This window comes from Chryseobacterium binzhouense (assembly GCF_007474545.1).
Lineage (GTDB): Bacteria > Bacteroidota > Bacteroidia > Flavobacteriales > Weeksellaceae > Chryseobacterium > Chryseobacterium binzhouense.
Genome location: NZ_VKOG01000001.1, coordinates 328,729 through 346,986 on the forward strand (window position 1 = coordinate 328,729; position 18,258 = coordinate 346,986).

Here is an 18,258-nt window from a genome sequence, read left to right on the forward strand (position 1 = left end):
AAAGCTGAAATATTAGGCTTAAATAAATCTAATTTTCAATCTTGAATGTTTTAAAATTTATGAAAATAAAAGACCATTTTCTCACTCAGGAAGAATTTGAAATTGTAGAGACTCCTACAAAAGGCGTGTATAAAACCTACCCTATTCCATCTGATCTTTCAAAATATTATGAGAGTGAAGACTACATATCGCATCATCAGGATTCCGGAAGTATTAAGGAAAAACTATATAAATTTTTACAGTCTTTTAATTTAAAGTATAAAAAAACAATTCTTTTAGATAGAGTAAATAGAGGATCAAGAGTTTTAGACTATGGTTGCGGAGCAGGCGAATTTGTAAAATATATAGAAAATGACTTTAATACATTTGGTTTTGAACCGAATGCTGATGCAAGAAATGCAGCTCAAAATAAAATTTCAAGAGCAGTTATTTTGGATGATATTCAATCTATAGAGGATAACAGTTTAGATGCAATTACATTATGGCACGTTTTTGAGCACATAGAAAATCAGGACGAAATACTTGAAGTTTTTAATAAAAAATTAAAAGAAAAAGGTCTTCTGATCATTGCCGTACCCAATCCCACTTCTTACGATGCCAAACATTATAAAGAATATTGGGCAGCTTATGATGTTCCGAGACACGTTTATCATTTTTCAAAAAAAGGTATGGAAACATTGATTTCAAAAAAGCCAAATTGGAAAATGAGAAAAATAAAACCTTTGGTCTTGGATTCATTTTATATCTCCATGTTGAGCGAAAAATATAAAAAATCTCCGCTTTTTTGGCTTAAAGCAATCATTCATGGAACAATTTCTGACGTAAAAGCACTTTTTTCTAACGAATTTTCAAGTTTGATATACATTATCGAAAAAAAGTAGAAAATAGATTTTTGAGCTATTTATGAAGGTCAATTTTTAGAATTTTGGAATAATTTTATTAAAAAATAAAATTTAGTAATTAAGATTTCGGATTTTTAAAAAGGAGATTAATAAAACTCTTTATGAAAAATAATATTTTGCTCATCATTTTATTCTTACAAATTTCATGTAATAAAAAGGAAAAGGAAAAATTCGGAGATGAATGGAAAACTATTGTGGTAAATTATGAAATTAAAAATAATATCAATTTCAAAAAGTTTAATGATGAAAAAGAATTTTCTTTTTTATTTGACAATGCTACTCTACAGAAAAAAACAAATAATATAATTTTCTTACAAGATGAAAAAATCGATCTGAAAGATACTTTGGAAAAGAATGACATGTTTCTTAGAAATATAACCTGCGCAGCAAATTTTTATAATTCTGACACACTTTCAATTCATGTCATGAATAGTAACGGATATACAGGAAATGGTTTTAAAATTTCAGTATTTAAAAAGAAATATAAAGTCACCTATTCATCTTTTTCAGATGCAGGACCCACTTATCAAAACTCAAGTTTAAAATTTATCTTCAGCAAGTTGATTTTAAATAAAAAGACATATAAGAAAAATGACAGTATTTTCGGGTATGTAGAATTCAAATGTACAGATGAAAAAACCTATTTAAAACCTGTAGAATATTATGCAAAAGGTTATTTCAAAACGAGAATTGAAAAAATCAAGTAAAAACCTCCGAAAAATCGGAGGTCTTATTTAAATATAGGAATTCTAATTATTGATTGCCGAAACACCTGGAAGTTCAAGTCCTTCCAAACTTTCCAGCATTGCTCCTCCTCCGGTAGAAACATAGCTTACTTTATCACCGTAACCAAACTGTTTTACAAAAGCAACGCTATCCCCTCCTCCAACTAAAGAAAATGCACCTAACTTAGTGGCTTCTGCAATACTTTCACCAAGTGCAACAGTTCCGGCTGCAAAATTTGACATCTCAAATACACCGATAGGACCATTCCATAAAATAGTTCTTGAATTTAAGAGTACGTCATTAAACTGCTCTCTTGATTGGGTTCCAGCATCAAGTCCCATCCAACCTTCCGGAATTTCGTAGATATTCACCTCTTTTCTTTCAGCATCGTTATTGAAACTTTCAGCAATTATCGTATCTGAAGGAAGATATACCTTAACATTATTTTCTTTTGCTTTTTCCAAAATTTCCAATGCTAAACTGAGTTTGTCATCCTCTACCAAAGATGTTCCTATTTTTCCGCCTAAAGCTTTGATGAATGTGAATGCCATTCCTCCGCCAATAATCAAATTATCAACTGCTGGAAGAATATTTTCAATAATTGTAATTTTAGTAGAAACTTTAGAACCTCCAAGAATAGCAGTTACAGGTTTTTCACCTGATTTTAAGACTTTATCAATGGCTTTAAGTTCATTCGTCATCAAAATACCGAAAAATTTAGTTGAAGGAAAAAACTGAGCGATTACAGCCGTTGAAGCATGTGCTCTGTGAGCTGTACCGAATGCATCATTTACATACGCATCTCCAAGTTTAGACAATTGTTCTGCAAATTTTACATCTCCTTTCTCTTCTTCATTATGAAATCTGAGATTCTCAAGCAAAAGAATTTCACCAGGCTGCAGTTCAGCTGCAGCTTTTACAGCATTTTCACCAATACAGTCTTCTGCAAATTTTACTTTATTACCCAACACATCAGAAATTTCATCTACAATATGTTTTAAAGAAAACTCATCCTTAGCTTCTCCTTTTGGTCTTCCCAGATGCGCCATCAAGATAACAGAACCTCCATCCGAAAGAATCTTATCTATAGTAGGCTTTACCGCTGCAATTCTCGTATTATCGGTTACTTTAAGCTGATCATCCTGCGGAACATTAAAATCTACTCTTACCAGAGCTTTCTTTCCTTGAAAATTGTAATCTTTGATTGTTTTCATATTGTTTAAAATATTGTAAGGGTTATCATATTAGACTAAAAGAACTCATGTTATTCATGCGCGGTTCTTTTAAATTTTACTTTCACAAATGTAAGATTTTAAATTTTCGGAGGAAACGGAAACATCTAAAAGTTTTCAAAAAAAAATGAGAAACCCGTTCATTCAATAATCAACATTAATTTCTTTTTTTTAAATAAAAGAATGAGTAATGTTGTTGAGTGATGTGAATTTCGGGGATAAGTTTTCTCATAAAACTTCATCACATAAAAATGATCTGAAACTCATAGTTAATCCACAATTTAATTATCTGTAAATGTGATTATTTCTGGTTTTACCAACAATTATGGATAACTTTCTAGATATCATCTTTCTTAATAAACGGAATATGGAAAAAAATAATAATACCTGAAAAAAGTTTTGAAAAAGTTTTGAAATTTTTTTTGGAAGAATATTTCATTACGAATTTTAATGAAGCAAAAAAACATTATTTTCAACAAAGTTTTCCACACTTATTCACATTGCTCTTAACAATTTATACTGGTTTAATTAACAATTGTGGAATACACAGCTTTACAAGAAAATAGAATCATATTATAACTTGACAATCAATTACTTATTATATAGATAGATTGAAATGAATACTTATTCTGAAAATTAATTCTTATAAGCAATTCCAAAATGGGTTAATTCTGGTATATGTATGTGTAAAATATTAAAATGAGGAGTTATACCAATTTTTGGCAAATATTGCCTTACTAACTAAAAATTTAGTTAAATAAAAATAATATAATATCTTAGATTTACAGTAACTTTGTAAGATAAATCTAGTATTAAGTTAAAATGAAAAGAAAAATCGCTATCGCAGCAGATCACGCAGGTTTTGAATATAAAGAATATCTGAAACAGCAGCTTCAGGATGAATTTGAAATTCAGGATTTTGGAACTCATTCTCTGGAAAGTGTAGATTATCCGGATTTTGTACATCCAGCTGCAACTTCGGTTGAAAATGGAGAAAACGAATTAGGAATTTTAGTTTGCGGAAGCGGACAAGGCGTTCAGCTTTCTGCCAATAAACATCAGGGAATTCGTTGTGCATTAGCATGGATGCCGGAAATTGCGGCATTATCTAAGCAACATAATAATGCCAATATGGTTGCTTTACCGGCAAGATTTGTAGCAAAAGAGTTTGCTTTGGAGATTGCAAAAACATTTCTGAATACAGAATTTGAAGGTGGAAGACACCAAAACAGAGTTGACAAAATTGCATTTTGCTAAATTGATAAAGGCTTGAAAATCATTTTTCAGGCCTTTTATTTTTTATTGTATATTTGCAATTCAAAACAGAACTTATCAGACTGTTGATTCCATTAAAATTTTTGATCATCTTTTAGAACATCAAAAAGTTTTCCTCGCACTTCTCCATATTTATTATAAATTTATAGAAAGATTATCACAAGATTCTATCTTGATATTAATAAATATTCGATGATGAAATCTGTTTCAATTTTCTTCATATTCATTTCTGCAGCTCAGACAGAAATTATTGGCAAGAAAAATGATGAATTTTAATGAGAATAAATAGAATTCATATTTACAACTGTATATTCAGGATAAAATCGGAATATATTTGAATAATTAATTAAAAATGGCAAAAAAGAAAAAATATATAAGTCAGAAAAATGATCATAAACTCATGGAAATCGGAAAGCTGATTATGAGATTTATGAATCAGAATCAAACAAAGCTGTACAATTACAAGCAAATCTCAGACGGGATAGATTATAAAAATCCGAGACAGCGTGAGATGGTGATTCAGGCTTTGCACAAATTATTAGCAAACCAGAGAATAAAAGAAACCGAAAAAGGAAAATTCAGTATTAATCTTAATATTGAAGGTACTTTAACAGGAACCATAGATTTCAACCAAAGCGGAAATGCTTATGTTACCGTGGAAAATTTAAAAGACGATATTTTCATTCATTCAAAGAATGTAAAAGATGCTTTGCAGGGTGACACGGTACTCATTGTAACTTACAATTTCAAAGGGAAAAAGCTGGAAGGTTCCGTTTTGGAAGTTTTAGAAAGAAAAAGAACAGAATTTGTGGGTACTTTTCAGCTGGTTCCGCATAAAGAGTTTGGTTTTGTGGTTTGTGATAAAAAGACGATCAACACCGATATTTTCATTCCGAAAAATAAAATTAACGGTGCTGAAAACGGCAATAAAGTCATCGTAAAAATGACCGAATGGAAACCTGGAGACAAAAATCCTGAAGGTGAAATTCTACAGGTTCTTGGAAATCCTGGGGAACATGAAACGGAGATCCACTCTATTCTCGCTGAATATGGTTTACCATACAATTTCCCTGAAGAGGTGGAAATAGATGCTGATAAAATAGACCGAAGAATTACAGATGAAGAGGCAGCAAAACGCTGGGATATGCGTGATGTACTTACTTTTACAATAGATCCTAAAGATGCAAAAGATTTTGATGATGCATTATCAATCAGAAAATTAGAGAACGGCAACTGGGAAGTTGGGGTTCATATTGCAGATGTTTCTCACTATGTAGTTCCGGGAACAATTCTGGATGATGAAGCGTACCAAAGAGCAACATCCGTGTATTTGGTAGACCGTGTTGTACCGATGCTTCCTGAAGTTTTAAGCAATGATGTCTGTTCACTTCGTCCGAACGAGGATAAATACACATTTTCTGCTGTTTTTGAACTGAATGATAAAGCAGAAGTTAAAAAAGAATGGTTCGGAAGAACGGTTATTCATTCCGACAGAAGATTTACGTATGAAGAAGCTCAGGAAAGAATCGAAACCAAAGAAGGTGATTTGCAGGAAGAAATCAATGTTTTGGATGGTTTAGCTAAAATTATGCGCGGAGAACGTATCAGAAATGGCGCAATTACTTTCGACAGAAGCGAAGTCCGGTTTAATTTGGATGAAAACAATCAGCCGATTGGTGTTTATTTTAAAATCAGTAAAGATTCAAACCACCTGATTGAAGAATTTATGCTTTTGGCTAATAGAAAAGTTTCGGAATTTGTATCGCTGAAAAAAGGAAGACCGAATGGAAATACCTTTATTTACAGAGTTCACGATGATCCGGATCCTGCAAAGCTGGAAGCTTTACGAGATTTTGTTTCCACTTTCGGATACAAAATGGATTTGGCAAATACCAAAAAAGTCGCTGAATCTTTGAATAATTTATTAAAAGATGTAAAAGGAAAAGGCGAAGAGAATATGATCGAAACTCTGGCAATGCGAAGCATGAGCAAAGCCATCTACTCTACCGAACCGATCGGTCACTATGGTTTAGGATTCGATTATTACTCACACTTCACCTCTCCTATCCGCCGTTATCCGGATTTGCTTGCGCACAGACTGCTTCAGCATTATCTTGATGGAGGAAAATCTCCAGACAGAAACGAACTGGAAGAAAAAGCAAAACACTGCAGCGCCATGGAGCGTTTAGCGGCAGATGCAGAAAGAGATTCAATCAAGTTCATGCAGGTGAAATTTATGGAAAAACATTTAGGAGAAACTTTCACCGGGGTTATTTCAGGAGTTGCAGAATTTGGTTTCTGGGTTGAAATTCCTGAAAACGGAGCGGAAGGTTTAATAAAACTCCGTGATTTGATGGATGATTCTTACACCTACGATAAATCTACTCATGCAGTTTACGGAAACCGTACAGGAAACCGCTATCAGTTGGGAGATCAGGTAAAAATTAAAGTAGTAAAAGCTAACTTAATTGCAAAACAGTTGGATTTTAAAATCATTAATTAGTTTTTTTATATTTTTAAACCTTAAATTATCAGAATGGCTAAGAAAAAACAAATTAATGTAGATAATTTACCAATTTCAATTTTAGATATTAATGATAGTGATTATATATGTCTCACTGATATGACGTCTAATCAAGAAGAAGGTAGCAAGCTGATTGAAAAATGGTTGACAAATAAAAACACAATTGAATTTTTAGGTATTTGGGAACAACTAAATAATCCAAATTTTAATTCCCCCGAATTCGGGGGAATTATGTCAGAAGCTGGAACTAATAGGTTTTATATGTCTGTAAAACAATGGGTAACAAAAACTAATTCTATTGGTATTCTAGCTAAAAGTGGAAAGTTCGGAGGAACATATGCTCATAAGGATATTGCCTTTAATTTTGGATTATATATAAGTCCTTTATTTAATCTCTTACTTATAAAGGAATTTCAAAGGCTTAAAGAAATTGAAAGCAATCAATACGGTCTTGAATGGAATGTAAAAAGAATTCTAAGTAAAGCTAATTATCAAATACAAACAGATGCGGTAAAAAAATACATAATTCCAAAAGCAAATTTTTCTCAGGCTAAAGAGTGGCTCTTATATGCTGATGAAGCAGATCTATTAAATATTGTTTTATTTGGTTGTACAGCAAGACAATGGAGAGAGTCAAACCCGCAAAGGGTTTTAAAAGGAGAAAATATAAGAGATATGGCAAGTATTAATGAACTAGCAATTTTAACTAATATTGAAAGCTTAAATGCTACTCTAATTAAAAATAATTTAAGTAAAAAAGATAGATTTAAGATACTACTAGAAACAGCAAAAGAACAAAGAGAAACTTTAGATAAGATAGATTATTTAAAATCTATCAAAAAATTAACTGATTCTACATTTATAGATAAGATAGAGGATGATACTCAAAAATAAAAATAAAATCTTCTATTATGTTTGAACTCATACTTTCTGCCATTGGTTTAGGTTTTATGCTGAGTCTCGTTTTTATCGGGCCAATCTTTTTTCTCTTAATTGAAACCAGTTTTTCCCGTGGTCCGAAACATGCTTTAGCACTAGATTTTGGGGTAATTACTGCAGATTTACTTTGTATCATTGCAGCTTATTACGCCAGTGCAGATATTGTTGATCTTATCGACAAACATCCCGGGTTTTATAGAATTACTTCCATTCTTATCCTTACTTATGGAATTATAATGCTGGTAACCAAGACCAAAATGAGGATGCCCGGAGAAGAAAAACTCATCAGTCAGAATTATTTTAAAACTTTTATCAACGGATTTTTATTAAATCTTTTGAATGTAGGTGTAATACTGTTCTGGCTCGTCACAGTAATTGGAGTGAGAAATCAGTATCCGGATACCGAAAGCGTAATTTTATATTTGGGAATCGTGATCGCAACGTATCTGGCAATAGATTTTCTTAAAATTTTTCTGGCAAAGCAATTTCATGACAAACTGACTCAAAAGCTCGCCAACAATATCAGAAAAGGAGTTGGTGTAGTTTTAATTATATTCAGTTTTTTCATTTTCCTCCAAAGTTTTAAAATGTTTAACCAGTTTGAAAAACAGCTTGAGGAAGCAGAAAAAAAGGAATTAAAATACAAAAAAACAGATAAAATTTAAAGACATAATAATTCTTATCATAAATCCAACCTTGCTGAGAAACGTACTTGCGAAAAAAAAATCATTTCGCACATTGCGTAAAAAAAAGTTTTGAACATTAATTTAAATAAAAACGACATCTGATAATGAAAATATTTCCCAAAGCCCTTAAAAAAGGTGATAAAATAGCAATCATTTCTCCTGCAGGTTCTGTTGAGCCTGCTCAATTGGAAAAAGGTTTAGAGATGATTAAATCTAAAGGTTATGAACCTGTTTTAGGTGAAAATCTTTACACAAAATTTTCCAACGGCTACAATTACGCAGGAACTGAGTCAGAAAGATTAAAAGATCTCAACTGGGCATTAAATGACAGCGAGATTTCTGCAATCTGGGCTTCAAGAGGCGGTTACGGATGTCAGCATTTATTAGAAGGTTTAAACTTAAAGGAATTTGCTAAAAACCCTAAATGGTACATCGGGTATTCTGATAATACAGCTATTCAAAGTTATTTACTGAAAAAAGGTTTCGTTTCCATTAACGGACAAACCATCAAAACGTCAAGTTTTGGGGTTACTACAGAAAGTTATGATCTTATTTTTGATATTTTAAAAGGAAAAAGACCAGAATATAGTTTAAAATCTCATCAGCTTAATAAGCTGGGAAATAATATTGAAGGAGAATTGATCGGAGGAAATTTAGCATTAGTTTATGCGCTTTTAGGAACGAAATATTCATTTGATTTTAATGACAAAATTTTATTCATAGAAGAAATTGGTGAAAAATTTTATGCGCTCGATCGGATGATGATGAGTCTGGAACTGGCGGGAGTTTTCAAAAAAATCAAAGGTTTAATTATTGGTGGAATGACCAATATGGGGGATAAAAAAGATAACAGCCAATACGAAGAAAGTTTCGATGAATTTGCTTTTAAACTTATTTCAGACCGAATTTCAAAATATCATTTTCCGGTAGTTTTTGGTTTTCCGAATGGTCATATTAAAAACAACCGACCATTGATTATCGGAAGCGAAATTAAGATGAAGATTGATGATAAAGTAAAGATTGAGTTTTAATTAAAAACTATTAATAGCCGGACTCTCCCACTCTCAAAAACTCATCCAATGGCAGATCATAACGAATTAGGCAAAAAAGCAGAAGACTTGGCAGCTGAATATTTAGTAAAAAACGGGTACAAAATTCTTGTCAGAAACTTCCGCTTTCAAAAATCTGAAATTGATATTATTGCCGAAAAAGATCATCTGATTGTTGTGGTTGAAGTAAAAGCGCGTTCCACTGATATTTTTATTCTTCCTCAGGAAGCGGTTACAAAAGCAAAGATCAAATCTATTGTTTTGGCAGCCAATCATTTTATGGAAGAGTTCAATAAAAATCAGGAAGTAAGATTTGATATTATTTCCGTACTCCCCGATAAAACCGGAAAATTAGAAATAGAACATATTGAAGATGCTTTTGAAGCATTCGATGCGAATTAATCAATGTAATAATGTGGCAATTTACCAGTGTAAAAATGATTGTTACATTGCTAAATTATTACATTGTTACATTTAAAAATTGAAAATTTTTATGAAAACAATACTCATCACGGGAGCTACTTCCGGAATCGGAAAAGCAACAGCAGAACTTTTAGCAAAACAGGGAAACAGAATCATCATCTGCGGAAGACGTGCAGAAGTTTTAGAAAAGGTAAAATCAGAATTATCAGAATCAACTGAAGTTTTCAGTTTACAATTTGATGTTCGCAATTTACAAGAGGTTGAAAATGCCATTTCATCGCTTCCCGAAGAATGGAAAAATGTGGATGTTCTTATCAATAATGCTGGAAATGCACATGGTTTAGAGCCGCTTTCAGCAGGAAGTACAGATGATTGGGATAATATGATTGATGGAAATGTAAAAGGACTTTTATACGTTTCTAAAACCCTGATTCCGATGATGAAAGAAAGAAATTCGGGGCAGATTATCAACATCAGTTCAGTTGCTGCGAGACAGACGTATGCAAACGGTGTTGTTTACTGCGCAACAAAAAAAGCGGTTGATGTCATTTCCGAAGGAATGAGAATTGAACTGACAGAATTTGGAATTCGGGTGACCAATATTCAACCCGGAGCTGTAGCAACAGATTTTTCTTTAATCCGGTTTAAAGGAGATCAGGAAAGAGCTGCAACAGTTTATGCTGGTTATGAAGCCTTAAGAGCCGAAGATATTGCCGATGCGATTGCCTATTGCATCAACGCTCCGCAACATGTCACAGTTTCGGATATGACCATTTATCCGAGCGCGCAGAGCGAACCGAGAACGATTTACAGAAAAGGATAATCTCAATCTAAGAATGAATTAATCTGAGAATTGGAAAATGAGGTTGTTCCCTATCCTACTTTTGTTTTGTTTTGCTTTGGGATTTTCTCAGAAGTATTCAAAACAGGAAAGACAATTGCTTTCCCAAACAGAAAAACTGGATTATTTGATGCAGAATAATGATTCCGGGATTATAGATTTGTTTGAAAAGGATGTTTCTTTCGGTCATTCCAATGGCTGGATTCAGAATCTGGATGATTTTAAAAAAGATTTTTTGTCCAAAAAAGTTATTTATAAAGAAATCAGGCAGACAGAAATTTCCGAAATTAAGAAATTCAACAATACATTCAGCATCCGAAGAAAAATAAACGTCTCGGGTTTGTATAAAAATCAGGAATTTAAAATGACTTTATCACTTCTGGAAATTTGGATCAAAAAGAATTCCGGCTGGAAACTGTGGAGCCGACAAAGTGTGGAAATAAAGCCATAAATTTGCGTGATTAGAAAAAGATAAATTATTTTAAAATTTAGTCTAAATGAAAATCCTATACCTTGAAACCTCGTCCAAAAACTGTTCAGTTGCCATTTCTGATGGTGATAAATTGTTATGTGTATGCGAAGAAGTTTCAGAAAACTATAAACAATCAGAATCGCTTCACACATTTGTAGAATGGGCTTTAGAAGGCGCAAAACTTTCTATGAAAGATATTGAGGCGGTTTCTTTAGGAAAAGGACCCGGTTCTTACACAGGTTTGAGAATTGGTGCAGCTTCGGCAAAAGGATTTTGTTATGGTCTGAAAATACCTTTGGTTGCTGTTAATTCTATGGAAAGCATGATTGAGCCGTTTTTAGGGCAAAACTATGATTTGGTTATCCCTTTAGTCGATGCGAGACGAATGGAGGTTTATACGGCCGCTTATGATGGAAATTCAGGTGAAGAAATCTTACCGACAGAAGCAAAAATTTTAGATGAATATGCTTTTGAAGAATTTAAAGATAAAAAAATTCTTTTCGTAGGAGACGGAGCTGCAAAGGCAAAAGATATTCTAAAACTTTCGAATGCCGAATTTAAAACGGATATCTATCCTTCTGCACAGTATTTAGTCAAAAAAACTTTAGAAAAAATACAAAATAAGGAATTTGAGGATATTGCTTATTTTGAACCTTTTTATCTGAAAGATTTTCATGGAGTTAAAAAGAAAAAGGCAGAATAACATCATTAAAAAAGCGAAGAAAATAATCTTCGCTTTTATATTTTATTTCCCGAAAGGATTTGCCGGAACAGCATTGGGCACTGTCTGAAGTTCATTTTCTTGCGGTTTTTTGGGAACACCATTTTTCTGATTATTCATTGGCTGCATATTCTTATTCTGCTGAATTTGATTTTGCTGCTGCTGATTGATCTTATTCTGAGGAATATTTCCTGCCTGATTGTTTTGATTACCTACCATCTGCTGATTATTCTGAATCGCATTTCCTTTATTATCCGTTGCCTGAAACTTCAGATCACTTTTCAGGTAATTCAGCATTTCTTTGGCTTTAATGCCTTCCGGAGTTTTGGCGTAATTCAGAACCAGTTGTTCAAGCTGCAGAATCATTACTTCTTTGCCATTGGTTTTTCCGGCATTGAAAGCATTTAGAAGACTTAGTTTAGGAACCAGCGCATCTTTCGGATATTTGAGGATAATCTCTTCTATTTTACCTTGGCTTTGCGAAAATTTTTCAGATTCATACAATGAATATGCAGTTTTATATGCATTTTCTACTTCATCGGATGATTTTACAAAATTGCTGTTTTTAGGATTTCTGGCAAATTCAGCGTACGATGTGTAAGGATAATCTGTCAGTAAAATCTGTTTTGCTCTTGCAGCAATCTGAGGATTTTTCTCGTAATTCATTGTAAAAATTTCATACAAAGCCTGCAGCATTACTTTTTCTTCGGGTTTCACATCTACCAGGTCGTATAATGTTTTGGTAGCTAAAGGAGTATTGGTAAAATAATTCTGATACATTACGCCCAGTCCCAGAGAAGCTGTATCTCTGTCTTTTTTCAGCTGTGAAAGTCTGGCTGCGTCTGTAGGAATCTGCTCAATGTAGAAAGCCGGCTCAAAACGTCTGGGATTAGGAGCTGTGTTTACGCCCAGAGCTTCATTTTTCAAATCCTCAAGAGAAGCCATTTTTTTAGAATAACGCCAATTGTCTGACAACGCACGGTCGCCCCAAACCTGCTTAAAGGTTGCAGAACCTTTACTTACCGTATTGTTGTTGCTGAAATAAAAGCCTTTCGCAGCTACCCCGAAATCCTCAAAACTTCCGCCTCCGTTGGCAAAAATAGAGTTGGCGTTATAATCTCCGGAATCAAAACCTTTGCTTCTTTCGGCTCTTCTTCTCTCCAGTTCTTCTTTTTCTTCTTTAATTTTTAGTTTTTCGATGTATTTGGCAAAATATTCATTTTTTTGCGGTTCTGTCATTTTAGCCAAAGAAAGAATACTGTCGTTTTTCTTGATCAGGTAATAATTTTTTGAGATTTTTTTGATGTAATTAGACTGATCCTGCAGTAAAATTTTTGAAGGTTCGTACGTCATCGCTACCAATGCAGAATCATAATAAGCTCCTGCTCCGATGTAATCATTCTTTTCCAGATAGCTCTTCCCTATTTCATAATAAGCCAACCCTCTTACCTGCGAATCGGACACTTTTTCCAGTAAAGATTTTCTGAAAAATTCCTGTGCCTCTGTCTTTTTGCCGGCTTTATTTGCCATTAATCCGAGTGCATAGTAAAATTCATTTTTTCTTGATCCGTAAGTTCCTTTTTTGCTTATTTTTTCAAGATAATCTTTTGCGCCTTCATAATTTCCTTTTCCGTTGAATGTCTTTGCGATTTCGATCTGAGATTTTACTTCAAACTCAAAATCATTGGCATATTTATAGGCAGAAAGAAAACTTTCTCTTGCAAGATCAGATTTTCCTTGTTCCTGTAATACCTGTCCTCTTAAAAAAGCGATTCTGCTTTTCAGTTTTCTGTTGCCGTTAAGATCAAATGCACGGTCTAATTCTTTTACTGCTTCTTCTTTTTTTCCGGCATCCAGAAGAGATTCTGCATAGTAAATACTCAGAATTTTTTCGTGGTCTTTACTTATTTTTTCACTTTTAAGCTGAGCAAATATTTCTTCAGATTTATGAAAGTTTTTCATCTGAGCATACGCCAAGGCCTCATACACATGAGCCAGAGGAAGTCTTTTATCCTCTTTCATGTGGGTAAAAACATAATTCAGCGCATCTAAAGCAGGAAGATATTTTCCCTGATAAATTCTGGACTGTGCCAGAATAATATAAGCATCAAAAATGGTTTTGTTCTGCTCCTCTCCTTTCCGGATAACAGAATATTTATTAATGGCTTTCAGAGCTTTTGCTTCGGCAATTTCTAGAACGGAAGCTCCGGGATTTTCGGTTCCGTCTGCATTTTGAGACATAGGATTATTTCCCGGCATTCCTGGTGGCATTCCCGGAGCACTTCTTTTGCTTGCAGACCGATTAACTTCCGCCATTTTCATTGAATTTTCTGCAAATGCTGCAGATTGACCCAAATCACTCCCCAAAGGTTGCTCTTCATAAGTAAGAATAGGAATATATGGCGCATAAAAGTTATCCTTATGCTCTTTATCTCTGGCTGTAAACTCACTGTTTAAGGCATCTTTGGCATTAAACAATGTATTGTAGTATGTGGAAAAACCTTTCAAAAACTTTGATCTCGCTTCCGGCTTTTTCACTTTTGTGGAACAGGAAACGATAGCAATTGCTGCTAAAAGGAATATGATCTTCTTTTTCATTATTTCAATATAACTCGCTAATTTACTTTTTATTATCAGCAGTTTGATGATTTTGTAAAAATAATAAAAAATTATTTTGGAAATTCCTGCAATTGCTTCAGTATTTTATTCACCAAATGAGTAGGCAGTCCCATGATGGTATAGAAACTTCCTTTGATGCTTTTTATTTTAGCCATTCCTAGCCATTCCTGTATTCCGTAGCTTCCGGCTTTATCGAAAGGCTGATAATTTTTAATATAAAAATCTATTTCATCATCAGATATTTCATCAAATTCTACATTGGCAACATCAGTTTCTGTGATGGTTGTATCTGTAGTTTTAATAGTTATTCCTGTAAAAACCTGATGAATTTTTCCGGATAAAAGGCGAAGCATTTTTTTTGCTTCCTGCTGATCTTTTGGCTTTCCGAGAATTTGGCTGTCAATAGCAACTACAGTATCTGCGGTGAGTAAAATTTCATTTCCAGAAAGATTTTGATAAGCTTTTGCTTTGAGTTCTGAGAGGTATGCAGCCGAATCTTCGATGGCAATGTTTTCAGGCAAAATTTCGTCACAATCAATTTTTACGACCTCAAACTCTAAACCCAGCCCGGATAACAGTTCTTTTCTTCTTGGAGATTGCGAAGCTAAAAGTAATTTCATTGTAAAAAGTTTTTTAAACTGATTGTGTATTGTCATCATGCCATTTTCCCTGTACTTTCATCACCTGTTCAACTACATCGCGTACAGCTCCGCTCCCACCCTTTTTAGACGAAATATAATCAGCAATATTTTTAATTTCCGGAACGGCATTTTCTGGACATGCAGCAATCACAGAGTTTTGCATCATATTCAGATCAGGAATATCGTCTCCCATGGTAAGAATTTCTTCATTTTTAAGATTGTATTTCTCCTTAAAATTTTCAAAATCAATCATTTTGTCGTGAGATTTTGCATAATAATCTTCTATTCCCAGATAATTGAGACGGTGTCTTACCATCTCGTCATTTCCCCCGGTAATCACACCGATTCGGTAGTCATTTTTAAGGGCTTTTACAATGGCATAACCGTCAAGCACATTCATCACTCTGCACATATTTCCGCCGGGCATCAGATAAACGCTACCGTCTGTGAAAACACCGTCTACATCAAATACAAATGCTTTTATATTTTTTAAATTTTCTTTATAACTCATACATTTTTTTAATAGAATTGTTGATAGTCTTGTAGATTGTAAGACTTTCATCTTTTAATAATTGTTCGTGTAACTGCAAAACTCTCTGATCATTTCTTACAGCAGGTCCGGTCTGTGCATATTTAGGCTCAATTTCATGAATTTTCTGAATGGTTTCATCAATCAACGGCAAAAAATAGTCAAAAGGAATATCCTGCGAATCTGAAATTTCTTTGGCTCTAGCAAAAAGATGATTCACAAAATTACAGGCAAAAACTGCGGTGAGATGAATATATTTTCTTTTTTCATGAGTACTTTCCATCACATTTGCTGAAATTCTGGAAGCGAGTTCTATCAAAAGTTGCTGATCTTCAATATTTTCGGTTTCAATAAAGAAAGGAATTTTTCTGTAGTCCAGAGATTTAGATTTAGAAAAAGTCTGCAAAGGATAAAAGCTTGATTTTCTGTACTCTCCTGCTAATATTTCTTTAGGTAAAGAACCCGAAGTATGCGCAACAAGACAGTTTTTTTTAGAAATGATTCTGGAAACTTCTTCAATAGACTGGTCACTTACGGAAATAATATATAAATCAGCATCTTCCAGTTTCTGAGTAGAATACGGAATATCTAACTCGTCTGAAATCTTCTGAAGTTCATTTTCATTTCTTCCAAAAATTTGTGATAAAGGAATGTTATTCTGTGTAAAAGCTTTAGCAAGATGATAAGCCACATTCCCCGAACCTATAATGACTGTTTGCATCTAACAAAGATAATAGTTTTTGTTTTGGATTTGAAATCAATCCGGAGGCAAATCGGAAGTTTTATCTATATTTATCAAAAGAAGTTTTAAAAATTTAATTTATTGGACTAAAAATTGAATGATTAATTTAACTTTTAAATATTTTTGTAATCCAAACAATGAAAGCATCACATGAAGAGTAAAGACGCAGAGATTATTGCGCTTATGCAAAACTCACGAACACTTGATAAAGGGATTCGTGTGATGATGGATGCTTATCAGAGTAGATTGTATTGGCACATCAGACGTATTATTGTAGATGGAGATCTTGCTCAGGACATACTGCAGGAAACTTTTATAAAAGCATATCAGAACTTTCATCAGTTTAAAAATGACAGCCAGCTGTATACCTGGTTATACAGAATTGCAACGAATGAGGCTTTGCAGCAGATCAATAAGCTTAAGAGAATGCAGAAGACCGATGAAGATCCGGAATATTATATGCAGAATATAGTTGCTGATAATACGGAAGGAGATGCCGAAGAAATACAGGTTCTGTTACAGAAAGCAATACAAAGCCTTCCGGAAAAGCAGAAGCTAGTATTTACGATGAGGTATTATGATGATTTGCCCTATGAAGAAATATCTAAAATTGTGGATATGTCTGTAGGAACTCTGAAGACAAATTATCATTACGCAAAACAAAAAATAGAAGAGTACATCAAAGAAAATTATGAAAAATAATTTTTGAGAAAAAAACCAGACATGAAAGATTTTAATCTAAATAATTTAGAACGCAAAAACATTTATAAAGTTCCTGAAAATATGTTTGACAATATTCAGGAAAAGGTGTTGAGCGGAGTGAAAGATTTTGATCTTGATAAACTAGAACGCAAAAACATTTATAAAGTTCAGGATGATTTATTTTCTACCGTTCAGAATAATGTTTTAAAAGAGATTTCAGGAAATAAGAAAACGCCGATATTCAACCTAAATTGGGGTTATGCAGCAGCAGCTTCCTTAGCACTTATTTTTGGATCGACTTTTATTTTTAGTAATAATGAAGCTAATGTTGTTGAAACAGAAAACAGCATCACAAAATCTGACACTCAGATTAATGAAAGCCAGATTGCTTATCAAACTTTGAAAGATGATTTAACTTCAGTTGAAAATATCAATCAAAAAGCTATAAGTCAGAAAGATGCGAAAGTTTCCGTTGTTAAAAGTGAAGTTACCCAGAATACAAATAAAGCAAACCTGCCCAAGAAAGTTTCAGCAGAGACCAGAATGAATGAGTATCTGGATTCTTTTACCAGCTCGGAAATTGCGGAATTAGCCAATAATTCTAATCAGGATGTCTATTTAGACTTGTATAATTAAAGAGGATGAAGAAAATATTATTTACACTTTTAATGATCTCTGGGTTTGGACTAAATGCCCAAGTTAAAGATTATGACTGGAAGAAAATGAATCCGGAGCAGAGAAAGGAGATAATAAACAATCTTTCGCCGGAAGAGAGAAAAAATCTTCTTACTCAGTTCAGAAATAATATGATGATTGAAATGCTGAACGTTCCGGCACAGGACAAAGATGAGTTTACCAGAATGTATACTGAGTACATTGAAAGTCAGAACAAGATAAAAAGTAAATTCGACTCAGATTTTGATCCGGATAAACTGTCAGAAGAAGAGGCAAAACAAAAACTTCAGCAAAGTTTTGATGTAGGACAGCAGTTGTTTGAAAACAGAAAAAAGTATGCAGAAAAGATGCAGACTGTAATTCCTTGCCAGAAAGTACTTAAGCTTTTCCAGTCTGAGGGAATGATGAGAGATAAAATGAATGAAAGAAAACCTCACGGAAGAAATAAAGCTTCGGGAAAAAAGCAAAGCCCATAATAGTTTATTTTTTTAATGTTGGACGACCCTTGCAATCTATTGTGAGGGTCGTTTAATTTTATCTTAAACAATAAAAAAGTTATG

At 33.4% G+C, this 18,258-nt stretch carries 19 protein-coding genes; 14 read left to right on the forward strand and 5 right to left on the reverse strand.

What is annotated here, in order from left to right; translation table 11 throughout:
• Positions 1-59: 59 nt before the first annotated feature.
• Together FNE73_RS01560 and FNE73_RS01565 are read left to right on the forward strand one after the other, a co-directional pair.
• Entirely contained in the window at positions 60-881 is an 822-nt protein-coding gene (locus FNE73_RS01560) for a class I SAM-dependent methyltransferase (RefSeq protein ID WP_143883032.1), read from the forward strand.
• A gap of 122 nt (positions 882-1,003) precedes the next feature.
• Positions 1,004-1,609, forward strand: coding sequence for a hypothetical protein (locus tag FNE73_RS01565; protein WP_143883033.1), 606 nt, complete (start codon positions 1,004-1,006; stop codon positions 1,607-1,609).
• A gap of 42 nt (positions 1,610-1,651) precedes the next feature.
• On the opposite strand, the gene FNE73_RS01570 is transcribed toward FNE73_RS01565, so the two are convergent.
• Positions 1,652-2,842, reverse strand: a complete 1,191-nt coding sequence (locus FNE73_RS01570) for a phosphoglycerate kinase (RefSeq protein WP_143883034.1) — start codon at positions 2,840-2,842, stop codon at positions 1,652-1,654.
• Between the two features lie 840 nt (positions 2,843-3,682).
• Here FNE73_RS01570 and rpiB point away from each other — a divergent pair.
• From rpiB to tsaB, 9 genes are all read left to right on the forward strand, one after another.
• On the forward strand, positions 3,683-4,117 hold the full coding sequence (gene rpiB, locus FNE73_RS01575) for a ribose 5-phosphate isomerase B (RefSeq protein WP_143883035.1): 435 nt from the start codon (positions 3,683-3,685) through the stop codon (positions 4,115-4,117).
• A 370-nt stretch (positions 4,118-4,487) separates the two neighbouring features.
• Positions 4,488-6,638 (forward strand): ribonuclease R, encoded by a 2,151-nt coding sequence (gene rnr / locus FNE73_RS01580; RefSeq protein ID WP_143883036.1) that lies wholly within the window; start codon positions 4,488-4,490, stop codon positions 6,636-6,638.
• 33 nt (positions 6,639-6,671) lie between these two features.
• Positions 6,672-7,553 carry a KilA-N domain-containing protein gene (locus FNE73_RS01585; protein ID WP_143883037.1) on the forward strand — a complete coding sequence of 294 codons (882 nt, stop codon included), beginning with the start codon at positions 6,672-6,674 and terminating at the stop codon, positions 7,551-7,553.
• A 17-nt stretch (positions 7,554-7,570) separates the two neighbouring features.
• Positions 7,571-8,263 carry a LysE family translocator gene (locus tag FNE73_RS01590; protein ID WP_143883038.1) on the forward strand — a complete coding sequence of 231 codons (693 nt, stop codon included), beginning with the start codon at positions 7,571-7,573 and terminating at the stop codon, positions 8,261-8,263.
• Positions 8,264-8,388: 125 nt separating this feature from the next.
• On the forward strand, positions 8,389-9,315 hold the full coding sequence (locus FNE73_RS01595) for a S66 peptidase family protein (RefSeq protein ID WP_143883039.1): 927 nt from the start codon (positions 8,389-8,391) through the stop codon (positions 9,313-9,315).
• A 48-nt stretch (positions 9,316-9,363) separates the two neighbouring features.
• On the forward strand, positions 9,364-9,735 hold the full coding sequence (locus tag FNE73_RS01600; RefSeq protein WP_143883040.1) for a YraN family protein: 372 nt from the start codon (positions 9,364-9,366) through the stop codon (positions 9,733-9,735).
• A gap of 91 nt (positions 9,736-9,826) precedes the next feature.
• Entirely contained in the window at positions 9,827-10,579 is a 753-nt protein-coding gene (locus FNE73_RS01605) for an SDR family NAD(P)-dependent oxidoreductase (RefSeq protein WP_143883041.1), read from the forward strand.
• Positions 10,580-10,616: 37 nt separating this feature from the next.
• Positions 10,617-11,048, forward strand: a complete 432-nt coding sequence (locus FNE73_RS01610; protein WP_143883042.1) for a nuclear transport factor 2 family protein — start codon at positions 10,617-10,619, stop codon at positions 11,046-11,048.
• Between the two features lie 46 nt (positions 11,049-11,094).
• Positions 11,095-11,772 (forward strand): tRNA (adenosine(37)-N6)-threonylcarbamoyltransferase complex dimerization subunit type 1 TsaB, encoded by a 678-nt coding sequence (gene tsaB, locus FNE73_RS01615; protein WP_143883043.1) that lies wholly within the window; start codon positions 11,095-11,097, stop codon positions 11,770-11,772.
• A 42-nt stretch (positions 11,773-11,814) separates the two neighbouring features.
• On the opposite strand, the gene porW is transcribed toward tsaB, so the two are convergent.
• The 4 genes from porW to FNE73_RS01635 form a co-directional block, all read right to left on the reverse strand.
• Entirely contained in the window at positions 11,815-14,388 is a 2,574-nt protein-coding gene (gene porW, locus FNE73_RS01620) for a type IX secretion system periplasmic lipoprotein PorW/SprE (RefSeq protein WP_143883044.1), read from the reverse strand.
• A gap of 71 nt (positions 14,389-14,459) precedes the next feature.
• On the reverse strand, positions 14,460-15,029 hold the full coding sequence (locus FNE73_RS01625; RefSeq protein ID WP_143883045.1) for a Maf family protein: 570 nt from the start codon (positions 15,027-15,029) through the stop codon (positions 14,460-14,462).
• Between the two features lie 13 nt (positions 15,030-15,042).
• Entirely contained in the window at positions 15,043-15,561 is a 519-nt protein-coding gene (locus FNE73_RS01630) for a KdsC family phosphatase (RefSeq protein ID WP_143883046.1), read from the reverse strand.
• Positions 15,551-16,300 carry a Rossmann-like and DUF2520 domain-containing protein gene (locus tag FNE73_RS01635; protein WP_143883047.1) on the reverse strand — a complete coding sequence of 250 codons (750 nt, stop codon included), beginning with the start codon at positions 16,298-16,300 and terminating at the stop codon, positions 15,551-15,553. Before FNE73_RS01635 ends, FNE73_RS01630 begins: the two co-directional genes overlap by 11 nt.
• 171 nt (positions 16,301-16,471) lie before the next feature.
• Between FNE73_RS01635 and FNE73_RS01640 the strand changes: the two genes are divergently transcribed.
• From FNE73_RS01640 to FNE73_RS01650, 3 genes are read left to right on the forward strand one after another with little or no spacing between them, the layout of a single operon-like run.
• Positions 16,472-17,023 (forward strand): RNA polymerase sigma factor, encoded by a 552-nt coding sequence (locus tag FNE73_RS01640; protein ID WP_143883048.1) that lies wholly within the window; start codon positions 16,472-16,474, stop codon positions 17,021-17,023.
• Between the two features lie 21 nt (positions 17,024-17,044).
• Positions 17,045-17,659, forward strand: coding sequence for a hypothetical protein (locus tag FNE73_RS01645; RefSeq protein WP_228429834.1), 615 nt, complete (start codon positions 17,045-17,047; stop codon positions 17,657-17,659).
• Between the two features lie 5 nt (positions 17,660-17,664).
• The gene (locus FNE73_RS01650) at positions 17,665-18,174 is read left to right on the forward strand and encodes a hypothetical protein (protein ID WP_143883049.1); all 510 of its coding nucleotides are present in this window, start codon (positions 17,665-17,667) and stop codon (positions 18,172-18,174) included.
• The last annotated feature ends 84 nt before the right edge of the window (positions 18,175-18,258 follow it).

Bases quoted from the DNA above. Each gene is read 5' to 3' on its own strand.
- rnr (WP_143883036.1), top strand. From the start codon at position 4,488: ATGGCAAAAAAGAAAAAATATATAAGTCAGAAAAATGATCATAAACTC.
- FNE73_RS01560 (WP_143883032.1), top strand. From the start codon at position 60: ATGAAAATAAAAGACCATTTTCTCACTCAGGAAGAATTTGAAATTGTA.
- FNE73_RS01605 (WP_143883041.1), top strand. From the start codon at position 9,827: ATGAAAACAATACTCATCACGGGAGCTACTTCCGGAATCGGAAAAGCA.
- FNE73_RS01640 (WP_143883048.1), top strand. From the start codon at position 16,472: ATGAAGAGTAAAGACGCAGAGATTATTGCGCTTATGCAAAACTCACGA.
- FNE73_RS01570 (WP_143883034.1), bottom strand. From the start codon at position 2,842: ATGAAAACAATCAAAGATTACAATTTTCAAGGAAAGAAAGCTCTGGTA.
- tsaB (WP_143883043.1), top strand. From the start codon at position 11,095: ATGAAAATCCTATACCTTGAAACCTCGTCCAAAAACTGTTCAGTTGCC.
- porW (WP_143883044.1), bottom strand. From the start codon at position 14,388: ATGAAAAAGAAGATCATATTCCTTTTAGCAGCAATTGCTATCGTTTCC.
- FNE73_RS01600 (WP_143883040.1), top strand. From the start codon at position 9,364: ATGGCAGATCATAACGAATTAGGCAAAAAAGCAGAAGACTTGGCAGCT.
- FNE73_RS01610 (WP_143883042.1), top strand. From the start codon at position 10,617: ATGAGGTTGTTCCCTATCCTACTTTTGTTTTGTTTTGCTTTGGGATTT.
- FNE73_RS01585 (WP_143883037.1), top strand. From the start codon at position 6,672: ATGGCTAAGAAAAAACAAATTAATGTAGATAATTTACCAATTTCAATT.
- FNE73_RS01625 (WP_143883045.1), bottom strand. From the start codon at position 15,029: ATGAAATTACTTTTAGCTTCGCAATCTCCAAGAAGAAAAGAACTGTTA.
- FNE73_RS01645 (WP_228429834.1), top strand. From the start codon at position 17,045: ATGAAAGATTTTAATCTAAATAATTTAGAACGCAAAAACATTTATAAA.
- FNE73_RS01650 (WP_143883049.1), top strand. From the start codon at position 17,665: ATGAAGAAAATATTATTTACACTTTTAATGATCTCTGGGTTTGGACTA.
- FNE73_RS01630 (WP_143883046.1), bottom strand. From the start codon at position 15,561: ATGAGTTATAAAGAAAATTTAAAAAATATAAAAGCATTTGTATTTGAT.
- FNE73_RS01595 (WP_143883039.1), top strand. From the start codon at position 8,389: ATGAAAATATTTCCCAAAGCCCTTAAAAAAGGTGATAAAATAGCAATC.
- FNE73_RS01590 (WP_143883038.1), top strand. From the start codon at position 7,571: ATGTTTGAACTCATACTTTCTGCCATTGGTTTAGGTTTTATGCTGAGT.
- rpiB (WP_143883035.1), top strand. From the start codon at position 3,683: ATGAAAAGAAAAATCGCTATCGCAGCAGATCACGCAGGTTTTGAATAT.
- FNE73_RS01635 (WP_143883047.1), bottom strand. From the start codon at position 16,300: ATGCAAACAGTCATTATAGGTTCGGGGAATGTGGCTTATCATCTTGCT.
- FNE73_RS01565 (WP_143883033.1), top strand. From the start codon at position 1,004: ATGAAAAATAATATTTTGCTCATCATTTTATTCTTACAAATTTCATGT.